Genomic DNA, 16,632 nt, shown 5'->3' with positions numbered 1-16,632 from the left:
GCGACCCGGCGGAACGGGAGTTGTGATGCAGAGATCGCGGTGGGTCGGCGCGGGTTTCCTCGCGTCCGCGCTGATCCTCACCAGCTGTACATCAGGCCCCGCGGGCAAGGACGTCGAACAGGACTCCAGGGCGCCGCTCCAGCTCTGGACCCGGACCACGCCGGGCGGCCCGGGGGAGAAGGGCACGCTCGCGCTCGCCGCCGCCTTCGAGAAGGCCACCGGCCACAAGGTCGAGGTCACCGCCATCTTCGACGACTTCGAGACCAAGCTGCAGCAGCGCGCCGCGCAGCGGGACCTCCCCGACATCGTCATGAACGACGTCACACAGCTCGGCGTCATGCACAGCCAGGGACTTCTCCGGGAGATCGACCTCGACAAGATCAAGCACGCCAAGGACCTCGTCACCCAGGGCCTCGGCTCCGGCAAGGGCCTGGACGGCAAGCAGTACGGACTGCCGTACTCGGCGCAGGCCACCGCGCTGCTCATCCGCAAGGACTGGCGCAAGGAGCTGAAGCTCGAAGTCCCCCGGAACTGGGACGACTTCGCCGCGATGGCCGAGGCCTTCACCACCGAGGACCCCGACGGCGACGGCAAGAAGAACACCTACGGCCTCGCCGCCCCGCTCTCCACCAAACGCGGCTACGCCTCCTGGTACTTCTCCAACTTCCTCTGGGCCGCGGGCGGGGACTTCATCACCGAGACCGGGAACGGCGAGTACCGGCCCGCGATGACCACGAAGCCCTCGGTGAGGGCCATGCGGTGGTTCCGCGACCTCGGCTGCAAGGCCAAGGCCATCCAGCCCGGCGCCGTGACCATGGACACTCCGCCCACGAACGAGACCTTCGAGGCGGGGAAGACCGGCATGTTCGCCGTCGGCCCCTATCTGCTGCCCCGCTTCGACGACGTACTCGGCAAGGACAAGTACGAGGTCGTGCCGATGCCCAAGGGCCCCAAGGACGCCACCGTGCTCGCCGAGGGCGGCACCGTCTATCTGATGGCGGGCTCCGAGAACCGGGCGGCCCAGGACGCCTTCGCCGACTTCGCCGTCTCTCCTGAAGGGCAGCGGACCGGGATGCGCGGCGAGACCGGCTTCACCGTGCAGCTGCCCGTCAACAAGACGGTGGACATCTCCGAGGTCCGCCCCGACCCGCGCTGGCGGACGTACGCCGAGGTCTACCGCGCCTCCGGGCGGTACGCCCCCTCGATCCCGAACTGGTCGGCGGTACGGCAGACCACCGCGGAGACCGTCAACGCGCTGATGGCCGACTGCGACCTGGACATCCGGACCGAGCTGCGCGACCTCGACAAGAAGCTGGCCGCTCTCCTGGAGGAACAAGGGATCGGCACGTCATGAGCCTCGACCAGGTGAGGCCGGCCCCGCCGCCCGGACAGCGGGCCACCCGCTCGGCCGGACGCCCGGCCGGCGGGGCCGCGGCCGAACGCCGGAGCCGCGGCCGCAGGTCGGGCCGCTGGTGGACGCCCTGGCTCTTCCTGGCACCGGCGCTGCTCCTGTTCCTGTACTTCAAGTTCATCCCCATGGCCCACGCGCTGACCATGTCCTTCCAGGAGGTCAGGCCCTACCTCGGCAACCGGTGGGTGGGCACCGACAACTACGCCACCGTGCTCGGCTCCGAGGGCTTCCGCGAGGCCGCCTGGCACACCGTCGTCCTCGCCGCCGGGCAGACGGCGGGCTCCCTGCTCCTCGGCCTGGCGCTCGCACTGCTGATGGAGGGCCAGGGCCGCCGCCTGGGGTTCGTGCGCTCCGCCGCGTTCCTGCCGGTCGTGGTGCCGGTCGCCGTCGTCGCCGAACTGTGGCGGATCATGTACCACCCCACCGGGGACGGCATGGTCAACTCCCTGCTCGGCGTGGTGGGGTTCGGCCCCTCGGGGTTCATCAACGACCCCGACTCCTCGCTCGTCTCCCTCATGGTCACCGGCATCTGGCGGGGCGCCCCCTACGACATGATGATCTTCCTCGCCGGACTGGCGAGCGTGGACCGCGGGCTCTACGAGGCCGCCAAGGTCGACGGGGCCTCCCGGGGGCAGCGCGTGTGGCATGTGACGGTGCCCGGACTGCGCTCGGTCTTCTCGATCCTGTTCATCCTCGCCGCGATCCGCGGGCTGCGGGTCTTCACCGAGGTGTTCCTGCTCACCAACGGCGGCCCCGACGGCTCCACCGAGGTCGTCATGACCCTGATCTACAAGCTCGGCCTCGAACAGAACCGGCTCGGCGTCGGGGCGGCCGGAGCCGTCCTGCTGTTCGTCACGACGCTGGTCCTGACGATCGCCGTCCATCTGGTGCGCCGCAGGGAGAGCAAATGAAGCCGTCGTCCAGGAACGCGCCGACCGGCACCGGCATCGGCCTGTCCAAGTCGGCCCCCGGCCTGACCGAGACCGCCCTCGGCCTCACCGAGAGCAGGAGCGCGGGCGGCCGGATCCTCAAGGCCCTCACGTACCTCCTGGTCCTGGTGCTCTTCGCGGGGCCCCTACTGGCCCTCCTGGTCAGTGCCTTCAGCAGGGTCAAGGACCCCACCCAGCTGAGCGTCATCCCCTCCGGCGCCACCCTGGACAACTTCCGCGTCGCCTTCGACCAGGGCGTGTTGGCGTACCTGCTGAACTCGTTCTTCGTCGTCGGCTTCGGCCTGCTGCTCCAGGTGGCCGTCTCCGTGCTCGCCGGTTACGCGCTGGCCCGCAAGGTCTTCCCCGGAATGACGCTCGCCCTCGTGGCGATCCTGGCCACGCTGATGCTGCCCGAGGAGATCCTCGCCCTCCCGCTCTCCCTGATCCTCGCCGATCTGCCGGTCGTCCACTTCAACCTCATCGGCACCCTCGCGGGGATGATCGTCCCGCTGGGCGCCTGGGGCTTCTCGATCCTCGTGATGACCGAGTTCATGAAGGACGTGCCCAAGGAACTCGAAGAGGCCGCCCGCATCGACGGCGCCGGTGACCTGCGCATCTTCGCCCAGATCATCCTGCCGATGTGCAGACCGGCGCTGGGCGTCATCGGCGTCTTCGGCTTCACGATGATCTGGGACCAGTACCTGCTGCCCCTCCTCGTCGCCACCGACTCCTCCTCCTACACGCTCCCGCTCGCGCTGCGCACCCTGCGCATCGACCCCGACGTGACGCCCGGCGTGGTCCTCGCGGCCTCCCTGCTGGCGTTGCTGCCCTCCGTGATCGTCTTCCTGTTCTTCCAGCGCTCCTTCGTGCACGGGCTGTCCTCGGGCGCGCTGAAGGGCTGACGCGGCAGGACGTACGGGATCCCACGCCGCGCCACCTCGAAAGAACCCCCATGAGAGAACCCCCATGAGAGAACCCCATGAGAGGACCCCATTCCGTGACCCCGAGCGCTGAGACGACGTGGTTCACCACCGACCGGTTCGGCATGTTCGTCCACTGGGGCCTGTACTCCCTCGCCGCCCGCCACGAGTGGGTCAAGCACCGGGAGAGGCAGTCCGACGAGCGGTACCAGCTCTACTTCGACCACTTCGACCCCGACCGCTACGACCCGGTGCGGTGGGCGAGGACCGCCAAGGCGGCCGGTATGCGGTACGTCGTGCTCACCACCAAGCACCACGACGGCTTCTGCCTGTGGGACAGCGACCTCACCGACTACAAGGCCACCAAGACCCCCTACGGCCGCGACCTCGTCGAACCCTTCGTCGCAGCCTGCCGCGCGGAAGGGCTCAAGGTCGGCTTCTACTACTCGCTGATCGACTGGCACCACCCCTCCTTCCCCGTGGACGGCACCCACCCGCAGCGCGACGACGAGGAGTTCAAGGCCGCCACCGCCGACCGCGACATCCGCGACTACCGGCGCTATCTGCACGGCCAGGTCCGCGAGTTGCTGACGCGCTTCGGACGCGTCGACTACCTGTTCTTCGACTTCTCCTACGCGGACCGCCACTGGTGGGGCGGCAAGGGCCCCGACGACTGGGACGCGCCGGAACTCCTCGGCATGATCCGCGACCTCCAGCCGCACGTCCTCGTCAACGACAGGACGGGCCTGCCCGGCGACTTCGTCACCCCGGAGCAGTACCAGCCCGCGGAACCGATGACCAAGGACGGGCGCGCGGTCGTCTGGGAAGCGTGCCAGACCCTCAACGGCAGCTGGGGCTACGACCGCGACAACCTCGACCGCAAGAGCGCCGACCTGGTCGTCCGCATGCTCGTCGACGGCGTCTCCAAGGGCGGCAACCTGCTGCTCAACATCGGGCCGACCGGCCGCGGCGACCTCGACCCGCGGGACGCCGCCGTACTCGGCGAACTCGCCCGGTGGACGGAGCTGCACGAGCGGTCGATCCGCGGCTGCGGCCCGTCCCCGTACACCGCCCCCGCCGACTGCCGCTACACCCAGCGCGGCGACCGGCTCTACGTCCACCTGTTCGCCTGGCCGCCGCGCCATCTGCACCTGCCCGGTCTCGCGGGCCGGGTGCGCTACGCCCAACTCCTCCACGACGCCTCCGAGATCACCCGGGTCGAGACCGCCCCCGGACAGCCCGCGCTCCACACCGAGATGGGCGGACTGCCCGAGGGAACACTCACCCTCCAGCTACCGGTCCAGCGCCCCGACACCCCTGTGCCCGTCATCGAGCTGTTCCTCACCCACGCCGAGGCGTAGGACGCCGCTCCACCGGCCCTCCCCGCCCACCGACACCCCGGAGGCACCATGCAACGCCGTACGTTCCTCACCGGCACCGCCCTCGGAGCGGCGCTAGCCGCCGTACCGTTCGGCGTCCCGCGCCAGGCCCGCGCGTCCGCCACCGCCACGGTCAGCTCCCTGAAAGACCTCCAGAAGGCGATCGACGGCGCGGCACCCGGTGCCCGGATCGTCCTGGCCGACGGCACCTACACCGTCCCGCCGGGCACCTCCATCAACGTCACGGGCAAGCACGGCACACCGGACGCCCCCCTCACCATCGCTTCCGCCTCCCGGGGCGGCGCGGTGCTCCGCGGCGAGCGCGGCTTCGTCTTCAGCGGCTCCAGCGACATCACGGTCACCGGCTTCTCGTTCCGCCAGAGCACCACCCTGGAGATACCGGCGGACTGCTCACGCATCCGCCTGACCCGCAACGACCTCCAACTCGCCGACATCGAGGGCCTCCACTGGGTGATGGTGCGCGCCGACGACACCAAGGTCGACCGCAACCACTTCCACGGAAAGACCACCCTCGGCGTCTACCTGGGCGTCGAGGGGCCGGGCGGCACGGCCATGGCCCAGCGCGTGCACATCCTCAGGAACCACTTCTCCGACCACAGCTTCTCCGGTGCCAACGGAGGAGAGCCGATCCGCCTCGGTGTCAGCCCCCGTGCACTGTCCGGCGCCCGCGCCGTCGTGGAGCACAACCTCTTCGAGCGCTGCGACGGAGACCCCGAGGCCATCTCGGTGAAGTCCTCGGACAACACCATCCGCTACAACACGATCCGCGACAGCGCGGGCGGCATCGTCCTGCGCCACGGCAACCGCACGCGCGTGGAGGGCAACTACATACTCGACGGCAAGGAGGGCCTGCGCCTGTACGGCAACGACCACGTCGTCGTGAACAACTACGTGGCGGGCCTGGCCGGGCGGGCGCTCGTCATCGGCAGCGGCAGCACCCGCGACCACCACGCCGGAGAGACGGCCGAGGAGCGGCGGGGCAACGACGCGTGCGACCGCGCGGTGATCGCGCACAACACCCTGCTGCGCAACGCCGTGACGCTCTCGGGCGAGGACCGGACGCATGAGCCGCAGAGAGTGGTCGTCGCCGACAACCTTCTGGTGGGCGACTCCGGTGACCTGGTCGCGATGCGCGCCACCACCGGCTTCACCTGGCAGAGCAACATCCTGTGGGGCGCCGCGTCGGCCGGCAACATTCCCGCCACCGGCTACAGCCGGGCCGACCCGAGGCTGCGGCAGGGGTCCGACGGCGTCTTCCGGCTGACCGCGGGCAGCCCCGCGATCGGCCGGGCGACGCTGAGGAGCCCCGCCGTGACGCACGACATCGACGGCCACCCGCGCGGCGGCCTCCGGGACATCGGCGCCGACGAGTACGCGACGGCCGCACCGCCGCGCCGCCCCCTCACGGCGGCGGACGTGGGCCCGAACGCCTCGTGAGCGACGGGGAGGCGGGAACGTACCTCACGGCGGGCGACAGACTCCTGTTCATCGGTGACTCCCTCACCGACGCGGGCCGCGACCGCGCGGACAGGGCCTCGCTCGGCGACGGATACGTCAGCCGGATCGCGCGGGCCCTGCGCGCCGAGGCGGGCGCCGGGCCCGCCCCGACCGTCCTCAACAAGGGCGTCAACGGCCATCGCGTCCACGACCTCGAATCCCGCTGGGCCGCGGACGTCATCGCCGAACGGCCCACCGTCGTCACGGTCGGGATCGGCATCAACGACACCTGGCGGCGTTACGACCAGGGTCTCGTCAGTCCGGTCGCCGAGTTCGAGGCGTCCCTGGACCGCGTCCTCGCGCACACCGGGCGGGAGTCGGCCGCCCGCCTGGTCGTCATCACCCCGTTCCTGCTCCCGGCCACCCCGGACCAGGAACGCTGGTACGAGGACCTGAATCCCCGCACGGAGGCGGCCCTGCGTGCCGCGCGCGCCCACGGGGCCCAGGTGGTGCGCGCGGACCTGCTCATGGCCCGCGCCGCCGTCGAGATCGGCGCGAGGGCGCTGGCCCCGGACGGCGTCCACCCGAGCGCCCTGGGCCACGACCTGCTCGCCGAGGCGTGGCTCACCGCCGCGCGACACGCACCGGCGCCCCGACCGGAGGGGAGCTGACCACCGCCGTTCTCCAGGTGCCCCCGTTCCTCCATGTGCCGCACCCGGCAGGACGAGCCCCCGGCTCCGGCGGAGAGTGGCGGCATGCGTGTCCTCCCCGCACCGCCCGTGCGCCGCGTGCCGAGCGCGGTGCGTGTGGCGCTGTGCTGGGTGCCGGGCACGGTCGCCTGCGGGCTGCTGCTGGCCTGCGCGGCGGGCATCGACCCCGCTGCCCCCCAGGTGACGGGCGGTGACGGCGGTGCGTCCACGCCGACGGTGATCGCCGGGCGCCGTTCCCTCATGCCCGCCGCCGCGGTGCCGGCGCGCCGGGCGTCCACGGCGTACCGGGCGCCGCGCCCGCGGATCGTGCCCCGCGAGGCCTGGCTGCCGCCGAAGGCCCCGGAGCCGCCGCCCGCGCGCTACGCGGACCGCGTGGACGCCGTCTTCGTCCACCACACCGACTCCCCGAACCGCTACGCCTGCACCGACGCGCCGCGCATCATCCGCGCCCTGTACGCGGGGCAGGCGGGCAGCAGGAAGTGGGACGACATCGGCTACAACTTCCTCGTGGACCGCTGCGGCACGGTGTACGAGGGGCGCGCGGGCGGCGCCGAACGGCCCGTCGTCGGCGCGCACACCCAAGGCTTCAACCGGCGCTCCACGGGCGTCGCGGCGATCGGCACGTTCACCGCGGGCACACCGGTGCCGAAGGCCATGACCGACGCCATCGCGGGCCTCGCCGCATGGAAGCTCGGCCTGTCGGGCATCGATCCGCGCGGCGCCGCCCTGCTGGTGTCCACCAACAATCTGAGCAGGTTCCCCACCGGCACCGACGCGCTCCTGCGGGCGGTGGCGGGCCACAAGGACGGTTACGCCACGCACTGCCCCGGCGCCGCGCTGACCGCCGAACTCCCCGCGATCCGCGAGACCGCAGCCCGCCTCCAGGGCCGCCAGGACGCGTCACCCTGACCGAACCCAAGGCCCCGGCCGACGCGCACGTCATCGACTCCGAGCAGGGTCCCCGGGTCCCCGGGCCCGTCAGGCCGCGAGCAGCGGGCCGAGTTGGGCGGCCCACTCGGGGTAGAGCGCGACCTTCTCCTCATGCAGGGCGAGGACATCCCTGTTCAGGGTGGGTGACATGTCGTCGGACAGGTCGGGGCCGATGGCGATCCTGGCCAGGTGAGGCATGATCTGCGGGTCGCCGGCCAGGTGGACCGGGTCGTGCATGTAGCGGCGCAGGGCCTGCATGTCGGCGATGCCCACGCAGTAGGCGTGGGTGAAGCCTTCGGGGTCGGCGAGGCTTTGACCCACCGTCGAGAACGAGACCGACTCGACGGCGGCCGTGCGCCGCATCACCGCGAGCACGTGCTCGCGGTCCTCCTCGGTCGCGGTCTCCTTGAACGTGAAGCGCAGCATGTGGACGATCACCCGTGTCCCACCCTTTCGGCATCTGAACCCGTGGGTTCAATAATGTGTTCTCTCTGGTTCAGTCACTACACTGAACCCATGGGTTCAGAAGTGTCAACCGGGGGCGGCCGTACCGCCCGTGGGCGGATCGAGCGGCGGCAGGCCATCCTGGACGGCGCGTTCGCGGTCTTCGCGCGTCGTGGCTACGCCCAGACGTGTGTGAAGGAGATCGCGCAGGAGGCGGGTGTCGCGAAGCCGACCGTCTACAGCCACCTCAACGACAAGGAGAGCCTCTACCGCGAGGCCGTAGAGGTCGCCGCCGACCGGATCGGCGCGCGGAGCCTCGCCGTCGTCGAGCAGCTGCGCGAGGTCGCCGCGGACAGCGACCCGTGCGCGCCGCTCACGGACGTGGCCCGCGACCTGCTGCGGGTGTTCAGCACCCCAGACGCTCGCGCCGTACGACAGCTGGCCTGTGCCGAGGCGGCTCAATTCCCCGAGCTGGCGGCGAGCGTACGCGCGCGCACCACTCTTCGGGTGCGCTCCGCCCTCGCCGACCGCCTGGCCCGAATTGCCCTCGCCGGCCGCCTGCGCCCGTGCGACCCGGAGGTCGCCGCCGAGCACTTCCTCTCCCTGCTCACCGGCCCGTTGGAGTACCGCCCCGACGCCGCCCCGGACACCGTCGCGGCCCAGGCGGCGGACGTCTTCCTCCGGGCTTACGGCACGTGACCGGGGCGCCGGCCGGGACGGCTGGCTCGGCAGGATGTCGGCGAGAATCATGCGCATGGCAGCGCTGAACGAGATCCTCCCCGTGGAAGCCGTCCTCCTCGACGCCCCGGCGGCCGACTGGCGCGAAGCCGTGCGGTGCGCCGGTGACCTGATGGTCGCCACGGGCGCCGCCACGGACACGTACACCGCCGAAATGATCGCGAACGTCGAACGGAACGGGCCGTACCTCGTCATCGCGCCCGGCCTCGCCTTCGCACACGCCAGGCCCTCACCCGCGGTCCTCGCCACCGGCATGTCCTGGGTGCGGCTCGCGGCGCCCGTGGAGTTCGGGCACGAGGCCAACGACCCCGTCGAGCTGGTCGTCGGCCTCGCCGCGAAGGACGCGTCGGAACACACGGCGGCCATGAGTGCCCTCGCCCGGCTCCTCGCCGACCCCGACACGGCGCGCGCCCTGCGCGAGGCACCCACCCCGCAGGCGGTGCACGCCCTGCTGTCCGGCGGGCCGGAGAGTGAACGCCCCCGGACGGCGGCGACACGCGGCGGAGGTGACCTGCACAAGATCCTGACCGTGTGCGGCAACGGCGTCGGCACCAGCCTGTTCCTCAAACAGACCCTGGAGGGCGTCCTGGACCGCTGGGGGTGGAGCCGTTACGTCACCGTCGAGGCGACGGACACCATCTCGGCCAAAGGCAAGGCGAAGGAGGCCGTCGCCATCCTCACCTCTCGGGAGATCGCCGGGATGCTCGGCGACGTCGGCGTGCCGGTGAAGGTCGTCGAGGACTTCACCAGCGCGGCCGAGGCCGACCGCGTCCTTCGCGACACGTACGACGTCTGACGACCCGGGCAAGGAGAACCACCATGGACTGGCTCGTGTCGAGCGCCGAGTTCCTCGTCAACGAAATCCTCAGCCAACCCGCGTACCTCATCGGCCTCATCACCGCCGCCGGCCTGATCGCGCTGAGGAAGCCCGCCGGGCAGATCGTCGGCGGCGCCATCAAGGCGACGCTCGGCTTCCTGCTGATCGGGGCGGGCGCCACGCTCGTCGTCGGCGCCCTCGCCCCGCTCGGCGAGATGATCCAGGGCGCCACCGGCGCACACGGCGTCATCCCCACCAACGAGGCGATCGTCGGGATCGCGCAGGAGCGGTACGGCGCCCGCGTCGCCTGGCTGATGATCCTCGGCTTCGCCGTCAGCCTGCTCCTCGCCCGCTTCACGCCCCTGCGCTATGTCTTCCTGACCGGTCATCACATGCTGTTCATGGCGACCCTGTTGACGATGGTGCTCGCCATCGCGGGCCAGGCCTCGTGGGCCGTGGTCCTCGTCGGCGGTGTGCTGCTCGGCATTCTCCTGGTGGCGATGCCGGCCTTCGCCCACCCCTGGACCAAACGCGTCACCGGCGACGACAGCGTGGCGATCGGCCACTTCGGCACCGCCGGATACATCGCGGCGGGCGCCACGGGCCAACTGGTGGGCCGCCGCAGCCGCAGCACGGAGGAGATGAACCTCCCCGAAGGCCTGCGCTTCCTGCGCGACTCGATGGTGGCGACCGCCCTCTCCATGGTCCTGATCTACCTCATCATGTCGCTCGTCTTCCTCGGCAAAGTCGGCGAGGAGGCCGCGTTCAAGGCCTTCGGCGAGAACGGCGCGGCGGGCGCGAGCGGCGTCGGCGACTACGTCATGCACTCCGTCATGCAGGGCCTGCAGTTCGGCATCGCGGTCGCCGTGATCCTCTTCGGCGTCCGTACGATCCTCGGTGAACTCGTCCCCGCCTTCCAGGGCATCGCGCGCAAACTGGTCCCGGGAGCGGTGCCCTCGCTCGACGCGCCGATCGTCTTCCCCTACGCCCAGAACGCCGTCCTCATCGGCTTCCTCTCCAGCTTCACCGGCGGCCTCGTCAGCCTCGGCCTGCTCGCCTGGATCTTCCACCCGGCCTTCGGGCTCGCCCTCGTCCTGCCGGGGCTCGTCCCGCACTTCTTCACCGGAGGTGCGGCGGGCGTCTACGGCAACGCGACCGGCGGCCGCCGCGGCGCGGCCCTCGGCGCCTTCGTCAACGGCGTCCTGATCACCTTCCTGCCCGCGCTGCTCCTGGAGGTCCTCGGTGCCTTCGGCGAGGAGAACACCACCTTCGGTGACACCGACTTCGGCTGGTTCGGCACCCTCATCGGGTACGCGGCCAAGGCGGGCGAGGTCGGCGGCGTCGTCCTGATGCTGCTCATCGGCGCGGCCGTCCTGCTCGGCGCGGTCGTCTTCCAGAAGCGGGTCGTGGACACCGGCTGGGACCCGGGCGCCCACCGCGACGCCCTCCTGCCACCGCGAAAGACCCCGCCCCCGGCGGCGGTCGGCGCCCCGGCGTCGTACGGCAAGATCGCACCCCCGCGCGGGGCCCCGAAGCCGCCTCCGCCGCCGGAGCGGCAGAGCTGAGCCTCCGAGGGTCCGTGCAGCCGGGGGCGGTAAATCCGGTGACAGTAAATCCGTTGGGAGACGACCCGCTCGGCTGCCATCATGCGGATCATGGACAGTGCGAGGGCTCTGCGTCGGCGCTATGCCGCGTACCGATGGACTCCCGCGAGGAACGGCGCGTCGGGCGCCGAGGTGCACCGCCTCACCCACCCGGGCGGCGCCGGACCCGAGCTGTACGTCAAGATCGCCCCTGCCGCGTACGAGGGCTCGTCCCTCGACCTGTCCGGCGAGGCCGACCGCCTCACCTGGCTCGGCGGGCGGGGGATCCCGGTGCCGCGCCTGGTCGAGCGCGGCACCGACGGGGAGGCGACCTGGCTGGTGACCGAGGCGCTGCCCGGCAGGCCCGCCGCCGAGCGGTGGCCCGAGGACCGGCGGTTCGCCGTGGTCGAGGCGCTCGCGGACATCACCAGGGCCCTGCATGAACTGCCGTCGGCCGACTGCCCGTTCGACCGGAGCCTGGCGGTGACGCAGGCGCAGGCCGTCCGCAACGTCCAGGAGGGCCTTGTGGACCTGGACGACCTCGACGAGGAGCGCGAGGGGTGGTCGGGGCGGCGCCTCCTGGACGAACTGGACCGCACCCGCCCGGCGGCGGAGGACCTGGTGGTCACCCACGGGGACCTCACTTCGGAGAACGTGCTGATCGACCCGGAGACCTGCCGTGTCACCGGCGTCATCGACGTGATCCGCCTCGGCCGGGCCGACCGGCACACCGATCTCGCCATCGCCTTGCGGGAGTTGGAGAGCGAGGAAGACCCGTGGTTCGGCCCGGTGCACGCGGCACACTTCCTGGAGCGATACCTCCAAGGGGCGGCCGGAAAGGTCGTCGTCGACGAGGACCGGCTGGCCTTCTACCGCCTCCTCGACGAGTTCTTCTAGACGGGGCCGGGGCGTCGGCTAGCAGTGCCGGTACACGTGGCCGTCCTCGCCCGCAGGGAGGACGTCACGGTCGCGCAGGGTCACGGAGAGCTCCTTGCCCCGGGAGCGGCAGGCGGTGGTGAAGTCCTTCACCGCGTACTCGACGTCGAAGACCTTCCCGTCGTACGCCGTCTCGAAGGCGCCGCACTCCTTGTAGCGGGCGCACTCCTCGGTCACGGCGAAGTCGAAGCCGATGGTGCGGCGGCGCTCCAGCAGGTCGGTGGTGTTCTTCTGGGCGATGGCCAGGCCCTCGGCGTGGGCGCGGCGGGCGAGGAGACGGGCGAAGGCCACCGCGTCGTCGACGGTGAGCAGGCCTTTGGAACGCTCGTAGGAGTCGAGGTTGTCGGGCTCGACCGCGTCGAAGCCGGCCTTCGCGCAGCCGTCGATCCACGCGCCGACGACCTGGGCGAGGGCGGAGCGCTTGTCCCGGGTGGAGATGTCGAGCAGCGGTTCCTGCCAGCCCTCGTCGACGACCGTCCGCCCCTTCTGATCGCGCAGGATCAGATCGGGGTGTTCGCGCTGCCACCAGCGGGCGGCGTCCTTGCCGGGCTGGGCCTGGAAGGCGTTGACGTAACAGATGTTGTAGCGGCCGGGAGCGGGGGCGGCGCCGCGGTCGCGTGAGACGGCCCGGACCTTCGCCGGGGGCGGATAGGCGCCGCCCAGTTGGTAGTCGAAGGCCGCGTTCACGGGGGGCAGGCGGATGGCGTCCCTCGAACCGGAGGAACCAGAGGAACCAGGGGAACCAGAGGGCCGGGCCCCGCCCTGGTCGGCGGCGTCGGACGAGCAGGCGGCCAGCGGGCCGAGGAGGGCGAGCAGTGCGAGGAGAAGCGCGCCGCCGACGCCGGTGCGCATGGGCCGAGGGGAGCGGTTCGGGCGGGTGGGCCTGCTGGTTCCGGTCACCGGAAAAGGATCGCAGCCCTTCGCCGCGCACGGTTCGCCGGGCCCCGGGGATATGCAGGACGGGTCACGAAAGCAGACAGCGGAATGGCGCCCATTGGGACTTTGCAGCCAAAGTTCGATGATTGAGCCTATTTAAAGACATTTGATCATTCGTCGGAGCGTGGAGCGCCTCGCGCTTCACTAGGTTGAGGGCTGTCAGGCGGAGAATTTCTCCGCTTGCAAACCGAAGGAAGTACCCCATGCGCTCCATGCGCACCACAAACACGGTCCGGACCTTCCTCATCGCCTCGATCGCCGTAGCGGGCCTGACAGTCACTCCCGCCCTCGCCTCCGCCCAGCCGGGTTCGGGCAACGCCCGCACTCTCGGCGCCAACGGAGCCCCCGGCGCCAACGGCGCCAACGGGGTCGGAACCCTCGGCGGGATCGGCGGCCTCGGTGGCACCGGTGGCGCCGCGGGCGCCAACGGCAACGGCGGCACGGGCGGCGCCGGCGGCAACGCCACCGGCGTGGCGAGCGTCGGCGGGGCAGGCGGCACCGGCGGTGCCGGCGGCGCCAACGGCAACGGCGGCAACGGCGGTTACGGCGGAGAGGCCAAGCTCGGCGGCACCGGGGGCAAGGGTGGCGTAGGCGGCGTCGGCGATGCCGGTGCCGGGATCGCGGGCGGCAAGGGCGGCAACGGCGGCGCCTCCACCGTCGGCGGCGGCTTCACTGGCGGTAGGGGTGGCGCAGGCGGCGCGGCCAGCCCCGTGTGTCCCGGCAAGCCCGGCGGCAACGGCACCAACGCCACGACGATCGCGAACGGCACCACCGGTTCCACCGGAGCGGCCGGCAAGACCACGCTCCCCTGCTGAACACCTACGGTTGACCGCCGTATGGGTGCGCCCGGCCGAGACTTCTCGGCCGGGCGCACCCGCGTGCCCGAGCGCCTGCCCGACCCAGCCGAATCGCCGCCCGCGTAAGGGGAGTTGACGACAGGAAAGGCTCGCGGGCCATTGACAACCGGGGCGCCCGCCGTGAAGCTCCATGACGCCCGTGTTAACGCTAACAAGGGCGAGGCACGCCTGAGGGAGCCATCCATGTCAGGTAGTCGACACCCGGCGCCGGAAGCACCGGGCGGGACGGGGGCGCCGGGCGAGACGCAAGCGCCGGGCGGGACGGAAGCACCGGAAGCGCCGGAGGCGCCGAGCGCGGCCCCCGAACGCCGCACCGTCCTCCTGGCCGCCGCGGCCACCGTGACCGGCGCCCTCGCCACCGCCTGCGCCACCGCCGAGGGCCAGCCCCCGGGCAAGGTCGCCGTCCTCGGCGACAGCGCGGCCTGGGAGAAGGCGATGGCCGCCGCGGGCGCGGCGATGAAGTCGGTGGCGGCACTACGCCTGGTGCCCGAGGTCAACCCCTCCCTGGAGTCGTTCGAGCAGATCGTGAAGTCCTCGTTGCGGACCAGCAGGACGCCGGACATGCTCAAGTACTGGTCGGGCTACCGCCTCCAGGACCTCGCCCGCACCGGCGGCATCGAGGATCTGACCCGCCAGTGGGACGGCGCCGTCCGCAGAGGCTGGGTCGACGCCTCCCTGCGCGAGGCGTTCACCTACCGGCGTCGCGTCTACGGCCTGCCGATGAACCTCGCGTACTGGGTGTTCTTCTACAACCCCGAGGTCTTCCGCGAGCACCGCCTGAAGGCGCCGGACACCTGGGACGGCTTCCTCACCGCCTGCGCGCGCCTGAGGAAGAGCGGCATCACCCCGCTGCACGGCACGGCCGACGGCCGCTGGCCCTCGTTCATCTGGTTCCAGGAGATCCTCAGCCGCCAGGACCCCGCGTTCTACGACGACTTGATGAACGGCCGCGAGCGGTACACCGACCCGCGTGCCGAACGCGCCCTGCGCACCCTCGCGTCCTTCTTCGACAAGGACTGGTTCACGCCCATGGACATGAACCACAACGACGCGGCCGCCGCCCTCCTGCACGGCAAGGTCGGCATGGTGCCCTGCGGTACCTGGCTCGGCTCCACGCTCGCGGCCGCGGGCGGCAGACCGGGCGAGAACCTCGGCGCGTTCGTGCTCCCCATGGCCGACCCGAAGGCGCGCCCCAGCGTCATCTTCGAGTCCAGCGCGCTCGTCGCCACCGTCAAGGGGCCCGACCGTACGGAGGCGTTGCGGGCCACCCGCGCCTGGCTGCACCCGGCCGTCATGAAGGCCTTCTCGCACTCCCTCCAGGACGGCTGCCCCAACCCCGGGGTCGAGGCCGCCAACCCCGTCATCGGCTCCCTCGCCAAGAAGGTGCGCGGCGACAGGCTGTGGCTCCTCAACCGCTTCTGGGAGCAGGGCCCGCCCGAACTCGGCGAGGCCACCGTCGACGACCTCGCCGGCTTCCTCCTGAACCCCTCCTCGTACCGCGGGACGCTGCGCACCATGCAGGAGCGCGCGGACGAGGCGTGGCGGGTGTGGCGGGAGGCGGAGGAGACATGACCGGGACGGCTACCCCCGCGCAGGGCCCCGCCACCCCCGCGCAGGGCCCCGTGGAGCCCGTACGTGAACGAGGGCGACGACGCGTACGCCGTAAGGTGCCCACCCGTACCCCGTACCAGGCCGTGAAGCCAGGGGGCGGCAGGCTCGGCGGCCCCCTCGCCGCCCTGCCCTGGGCGCTGCCCGCCTTCGCCCTCGTCGGCGTCCTGCTCGTCTATCCGTTCCTCCGCAGCGTCTACGGCAGCTTCTTCGAGGACAACGGCTTCACGAGCAGCTTCACCGGACTCGACAACTACGCGCGCCTCGCCGACGACCCGATCTTCGGCAGGTCGCTCCTCAACACGCTGATGTGGGTGGCCGGAACGCTGCTCCTGCCCGTCCTCGCCGGACTGCTCCTCGCGGTGGCCACCCACCGGATGCGCTTCGGCGGCATCGTGCAGCTGATCATCGTGCTGCCGTACGCGATCTCGGGCGCAGCCACAGCTGTTCTGTGGAATTTCATGCTGACGTCGGACGGGGCCGTCAACCAGGTGCTGCGCGGGGCCGGCCTGGACGGGTGGGCGCGGACCTGGCTCCTGGAGTGGCCGCATAACACCCTCTCGATGATCGTGGCGAGCACGTGGCAGGCGACCGGCCTGAACGTCGTCCTCTTCGCGATCGGTCTGCGGGCCATCCCGCGCGAGACCGTCGAGGCCGCCCAGCTGGACGGGGCGAGCGGCTGGCGGATGTTCCGGTACATCACGCTGCCCGGGCTGCGCGCCGTGACCGTCGTGGTCGTGGGCATGGCCATCGTCAACAGCCTCAAGGCGTTCGACATGATCTGGATCCTCACCAAGGGCGGCCCCTCCCGCTCCTCGGAGACCCTCGCCCTGAGCATGTACCGGGAGACGTTCCGGCTGTTCCACGTGGGCTACGGCTCGGCGATCGCCCTCGTCCTCTCGGTGATCGTCGTCGCCTCGTCCTGGATGTACCTGCGCCGCCAGATGCCTGACGCCGACGCGGCCAAGAGCTGAGC

At 71.4% G+C, this 16,632-nt stretch carries 16 protein-coding genes; 14 read left to right on the top strand and 2 right to left on the bottom strand.

The features are described 5' to 3' along the window. Positions 1-25 precede the first annotated feature (25 nt). The 7 genes from DMA15_RS01175 (at position 26) to DMA15_RS01145 (ending at position 7,716) form a co-directional block, all read left to right on the top strand. Positions 26-1,354 carry a sugar ABC transporter substrate-binding protein gene (locus tag DMA15_RS01175; RefSeq protein ID WP_125510795.1) on the top strand — a complete coding sequence of 443 codons (1,329 nt, stop codon included), beginning with the start codon at positions 26-28 and terminating at the stop codon, positions 1,352-1,354. Continuing rightward, positions 1,351-2,322 (top strand): sugar ABC transporter permease, encoded by a 972-nt coding sequence (locus DMA15_RS01170; protein WP_125510794.1) that lies wholly within the window; start codon positions 1,351-1,353, stop codon positions 2,320-2,322. The genes DMA15_RS01175 and DMA15_RS01170 overlap by 4 nt, the downstream gene beginning before the upstream one ends. Continuing rightward, on the top strand, positions 2,319-3,242 hold the full coding sequence (locus DMA15_RS01165; RefSeq protein ID WP_206302610.1) for a carbohydrate ABC transporter permease: 924 nt from the start codon (positions 2,319-2,321) through the stop codon (positions 3,240-3,242). Before DMA15_RS01170 ends, DMA15_RS01165 begins: the two co-directional genes overlap by 4 nt. A 95-nt stretch (positions 3,243-3,337) precedes the next feature. Then, on the top strand, positions 3,338-4,621 hold the full coding sequence (locus DMA15_RS01160; RefSeq protein WP_276314312.1) for an alpha-L-fucosidase: 1,284 nt from the start codon (positions 3,338-3,340) through the stop codon (positions 4,619-4,621). Positions 4,622-4,669: 48 nt separating this feature from the next. Beyond that, positions 4,670-6,097: a polysaccharide lyase 6 family protein gene (locus tag DMA15_RS01155; protein WP_125510792.1), complete on the top strand. Its 1,428-nt coding sequence runs from the start codon at positions 4,670-4,672 to the stop codon at positions 6,095-6,097. Further along, positions 6,094-6,768, top strand: coding sequence for an SGNH/GDSL hydrolase family protein (locus tag DMA15_RS01150; RefSeq protein ID WP_125510791.1), 675 nt, complete (start codon positions 6,094-6,096; stop codon positions 6,766-6,768). Before DMA15_RS01155 ends, DMA15_RS01150 begins: the two co-directional genes overlap by 4 nt. Before the next feature lie 84 nt (positions 6,769-6,852). Beyond that, positions 6,853-7,716: a peptidoglycan recognition protein gene (locus DMA15_RS01145; protein WP_125510790.1), complete on the top strand. Its 864-nt coding sequence runs from the start codon at positions 6,853-6,855 to the stop codon at positions 7,714-7,716. A 69-nt stretch (positions 7,717-7,785) separates the two neighbouring features. On the opposite strand, the gene DMA15_RS01140 is transcribed toward DMA15_RS01145, so the two are convergent. After that, positions 7,786-8,175, bottom strand: a complete 390-nt coding sequence (locus DMA15_RS01140; protein WP_125510789.1) for a Dabb family protein — start codon at positions 8,173-8,175, stop codon at positions 7,786-7,788. Positions 8,176-8,253: 78 nt separating this feature from the next. Here DMA15_RS01140 and DMA15_RS01135 point away from each other — a divergent pair, with 78 nt between their 5' ends. The 4 genes from DMA15_RS01135 to DMA15_RS01120 all read left to right on the top strand — a co-directional run bounded on the left by DMA15_RS01135 (position 8,254) and on the right by DMA15_RS01120 (position 12,216). Beyond that, positions 8,254-8,880 carry a TetR/AcrR family transcriptional regulator gene (locus tag DMA15_RS01135; RefSeq protein WP_125510788.1) on the top strand — a complete coding sequence of 209 codons (627 nt, stop codon included), beginning with the start codon at positions 8,254-8,256 and terminating at the stop codon, positions 8,878-8,880. Positions 8,881-8,935: 55 nt separating this feature from the next. Further along, positions 8,936-9,715 carry a PTS sugar transporter subunit IIA gene (locus DMA15_RS01130; RefSeq protein ID WP_125510787.1) on the top strand — a complete coding sequence of 260 codons (780 nt, stop codon included), beginning with the start codon at positions 8,936-8,938 and terminating at the stop codon, positions 9,713-9,715. A 23-nt stretch (positions 9,716-9,738) separates the two neighbouring features. Next, on the top strand, positions 9,739-11,301 hold the full coding sequence (locus DMA15_RS01125; protein WP_125510786.1) for a PTS ascorbate transporter subunit IIC: 1,563 nt from the start codon (positions 9,739-9,741) through the stop codon (positions 11,299-11,301). Between the two features lie 90 nt (positions 11,302-11,391). Then, complete coding sequence (locus DMA15_RS01120; RefSeq protein ID WP_125510785.1) at positions 11,392-12,216, top strand: APH(3') family aminoglycoside O-phosphotransferase; 825 nt, start codon at positions 11,392-11,394, stop codon at positions 12,214-12,216. An 18-nt stretch (positions 12,217-12,234) separates the two neighbouring features. Here the strand turns inward: DMA15_RS01120 and DMA15_RS01115 are convergent, their stop codons facing one another. Continuing rightward, on the bottom strand, positions 12,235-13,107 hold the full coding sequence (locus DMA15_RS01115; protein ID WP_125510784.1) for an endo alpha-1,4 polygalactosaminidase: 873 nt from the start codon (positions 13,105-13,107) through the stop codon (positions 12,235-12,237). 296 nt (positions 13,108-13,403) lie between these two features. On the opposite strand from DMA15_RS01115, the gene DMA15_RS01110 reads away from it, so the two are divergent. From DMA15_RS01110 to DMA15_RS01100, 3 genes are all read left to right on the top strand, one after another. Further along, positions 13,404-14,006, top strand: coding sequence for a hypothetical protein (locus tag DMA15_RS01110; protein ID WP_125510783.1), 603 nt, complete (start codon positions 13,404-13,406; stop codon positions 14,004-14,006). 225 nt (positions 14,007-14,231) lie between these two features. Next, a complete protein-coding gene (locus tag DMA15_RS01105; protein WP_125510782.1) occupies positions 14,232-15,620 on the top strand; it encodes an extracellular solute-binding protein in 1,389 nt (462 codons plus the stop codon). Continuing rightward, positions 15,617-16,630: a sugar ABC transporter permease gene (locus DMA15_RS01100; protein ID WP_125510781.1), complete on the top strand. Its 1,014-nt coding sequence runs from the start codon at positions 15,617-15,619 to the stop codon at positions 16,628-16,630. The genes DMA15_RS01105 and DMA15_RS01100 overlap by 4 nt, the downstream gene beginning before the upstream one ends. The last annotated feature ends 2 nt before the right edge of the window (positions 16,631-16,632 follow it).

It is taken from the genome of Streptomyces sp. WAC 01529, from assembly GCF_003945545.1.
GTDB classification, from domain to species: domain Bacteria; phylum Actinomycetota; class Actinomycetes; order Streptomycetales; family Streptomycetaceae; genus Streptomyces; species Streptomyces anatolicus.
Note: the sequence above shows the minus strand (reverse complement) of the source record. Positions and strands in the feature narration are given on the sequence as shown.

Bases quoted from the DNA above. Each gene is read 5' to 3' on its own strand.
- DMA15_RS01170 (WP_125510794.1), top strand. From the start codon at position 1,351: ATGAGCCTCGACCAGGTGAGGCCGGCCCCGCCGCCCGGACAGCGGGCC.
- DMA15_RS01175 (WP_125510795.1), top strand. From the start codon at position 26: ATGCAGAGATCGCGGTGGGTCGGCGCGGGTTTCCTCGCGTCCGCGCTG.
- DMA15_RS01125 (WP_125510786.1), top strand. From the start codon at position 9,739: ATGGACTGGCTCGTGTCGAGCGCCGAGTTCCTCGTCAACGAAATCCTC.
- DMA15_RS01155 (WP_125510792.1), top strand. From the start codon at position 4,670: ATGCAACGCCGTACGTTCCTCACCGGCACCGCCCTCGGAGCGGCGCTA.
- DMA15_RS01105 (WP_125510782.1), top strand. From the start codon at position 14,232: ATGTCAGGTAGTCGACACCCGGCGCCGGAAGCACCGGGCGGGACGGGG.
- DMA15_RS01100 (WP_125510781.1), top strand. From the start codon at position 15,617: ATGACCGGGACGGCTACCCCCGCGCAGGGCCCCGCCACCCCCGCGCAG.
- DMA15_RS01145 (WP_125510790.1), top strand. From the start codon at position 6,853: ATGCGTGTCCTCCCCGCACCGCCCGTGCGCCGCGTGCCGAGCGCGGTG.
- DMA15_RS01120 (WP_125510785.1), top strand. From the start codon at position 11,392: ATGGACAGTGCGAGGGCTCTGCGTCGGCGCTATGCCGCGTACCGATGG.
- DMA15_RS01110 (WP_125510783.1), top strand. From the start codon at position 13,404: ATGCGCACCACAAACACGGTCCGGACCTTCCTCATCGCCTCGATCGCC.
- DMA15_RS01165 (WP_206302610.1), top strand. From the start codon at position 2,319: ATGAAGCCGTCGTCCAGGAACGCGCCGACCGGCACCGGCATCGGCCTG.
- DMA15_RS01115 (WP_125510784.1), bottom strand. From the start codon at position 13,107: ATGCGCACCGGCGTCGGCGGCGCGCTTCTCCTCGCACTGCTCGCCCTC.
- DMA15_RS01135 (WP_125510788.1), top strand. From the start codon at position 8,254: ATGGGTTCAGAAGTGTCAACCGGGGGCGGCCGTACCGCCCGTGGGCGG.
- DMA15_RS01130 (WP_125510787.1), top strand. From the start codon at position 8,936: ATGGCAGCGCTGAACGAGATCCTCCCCGTGGAAGCCGTCCTCCTCGAC.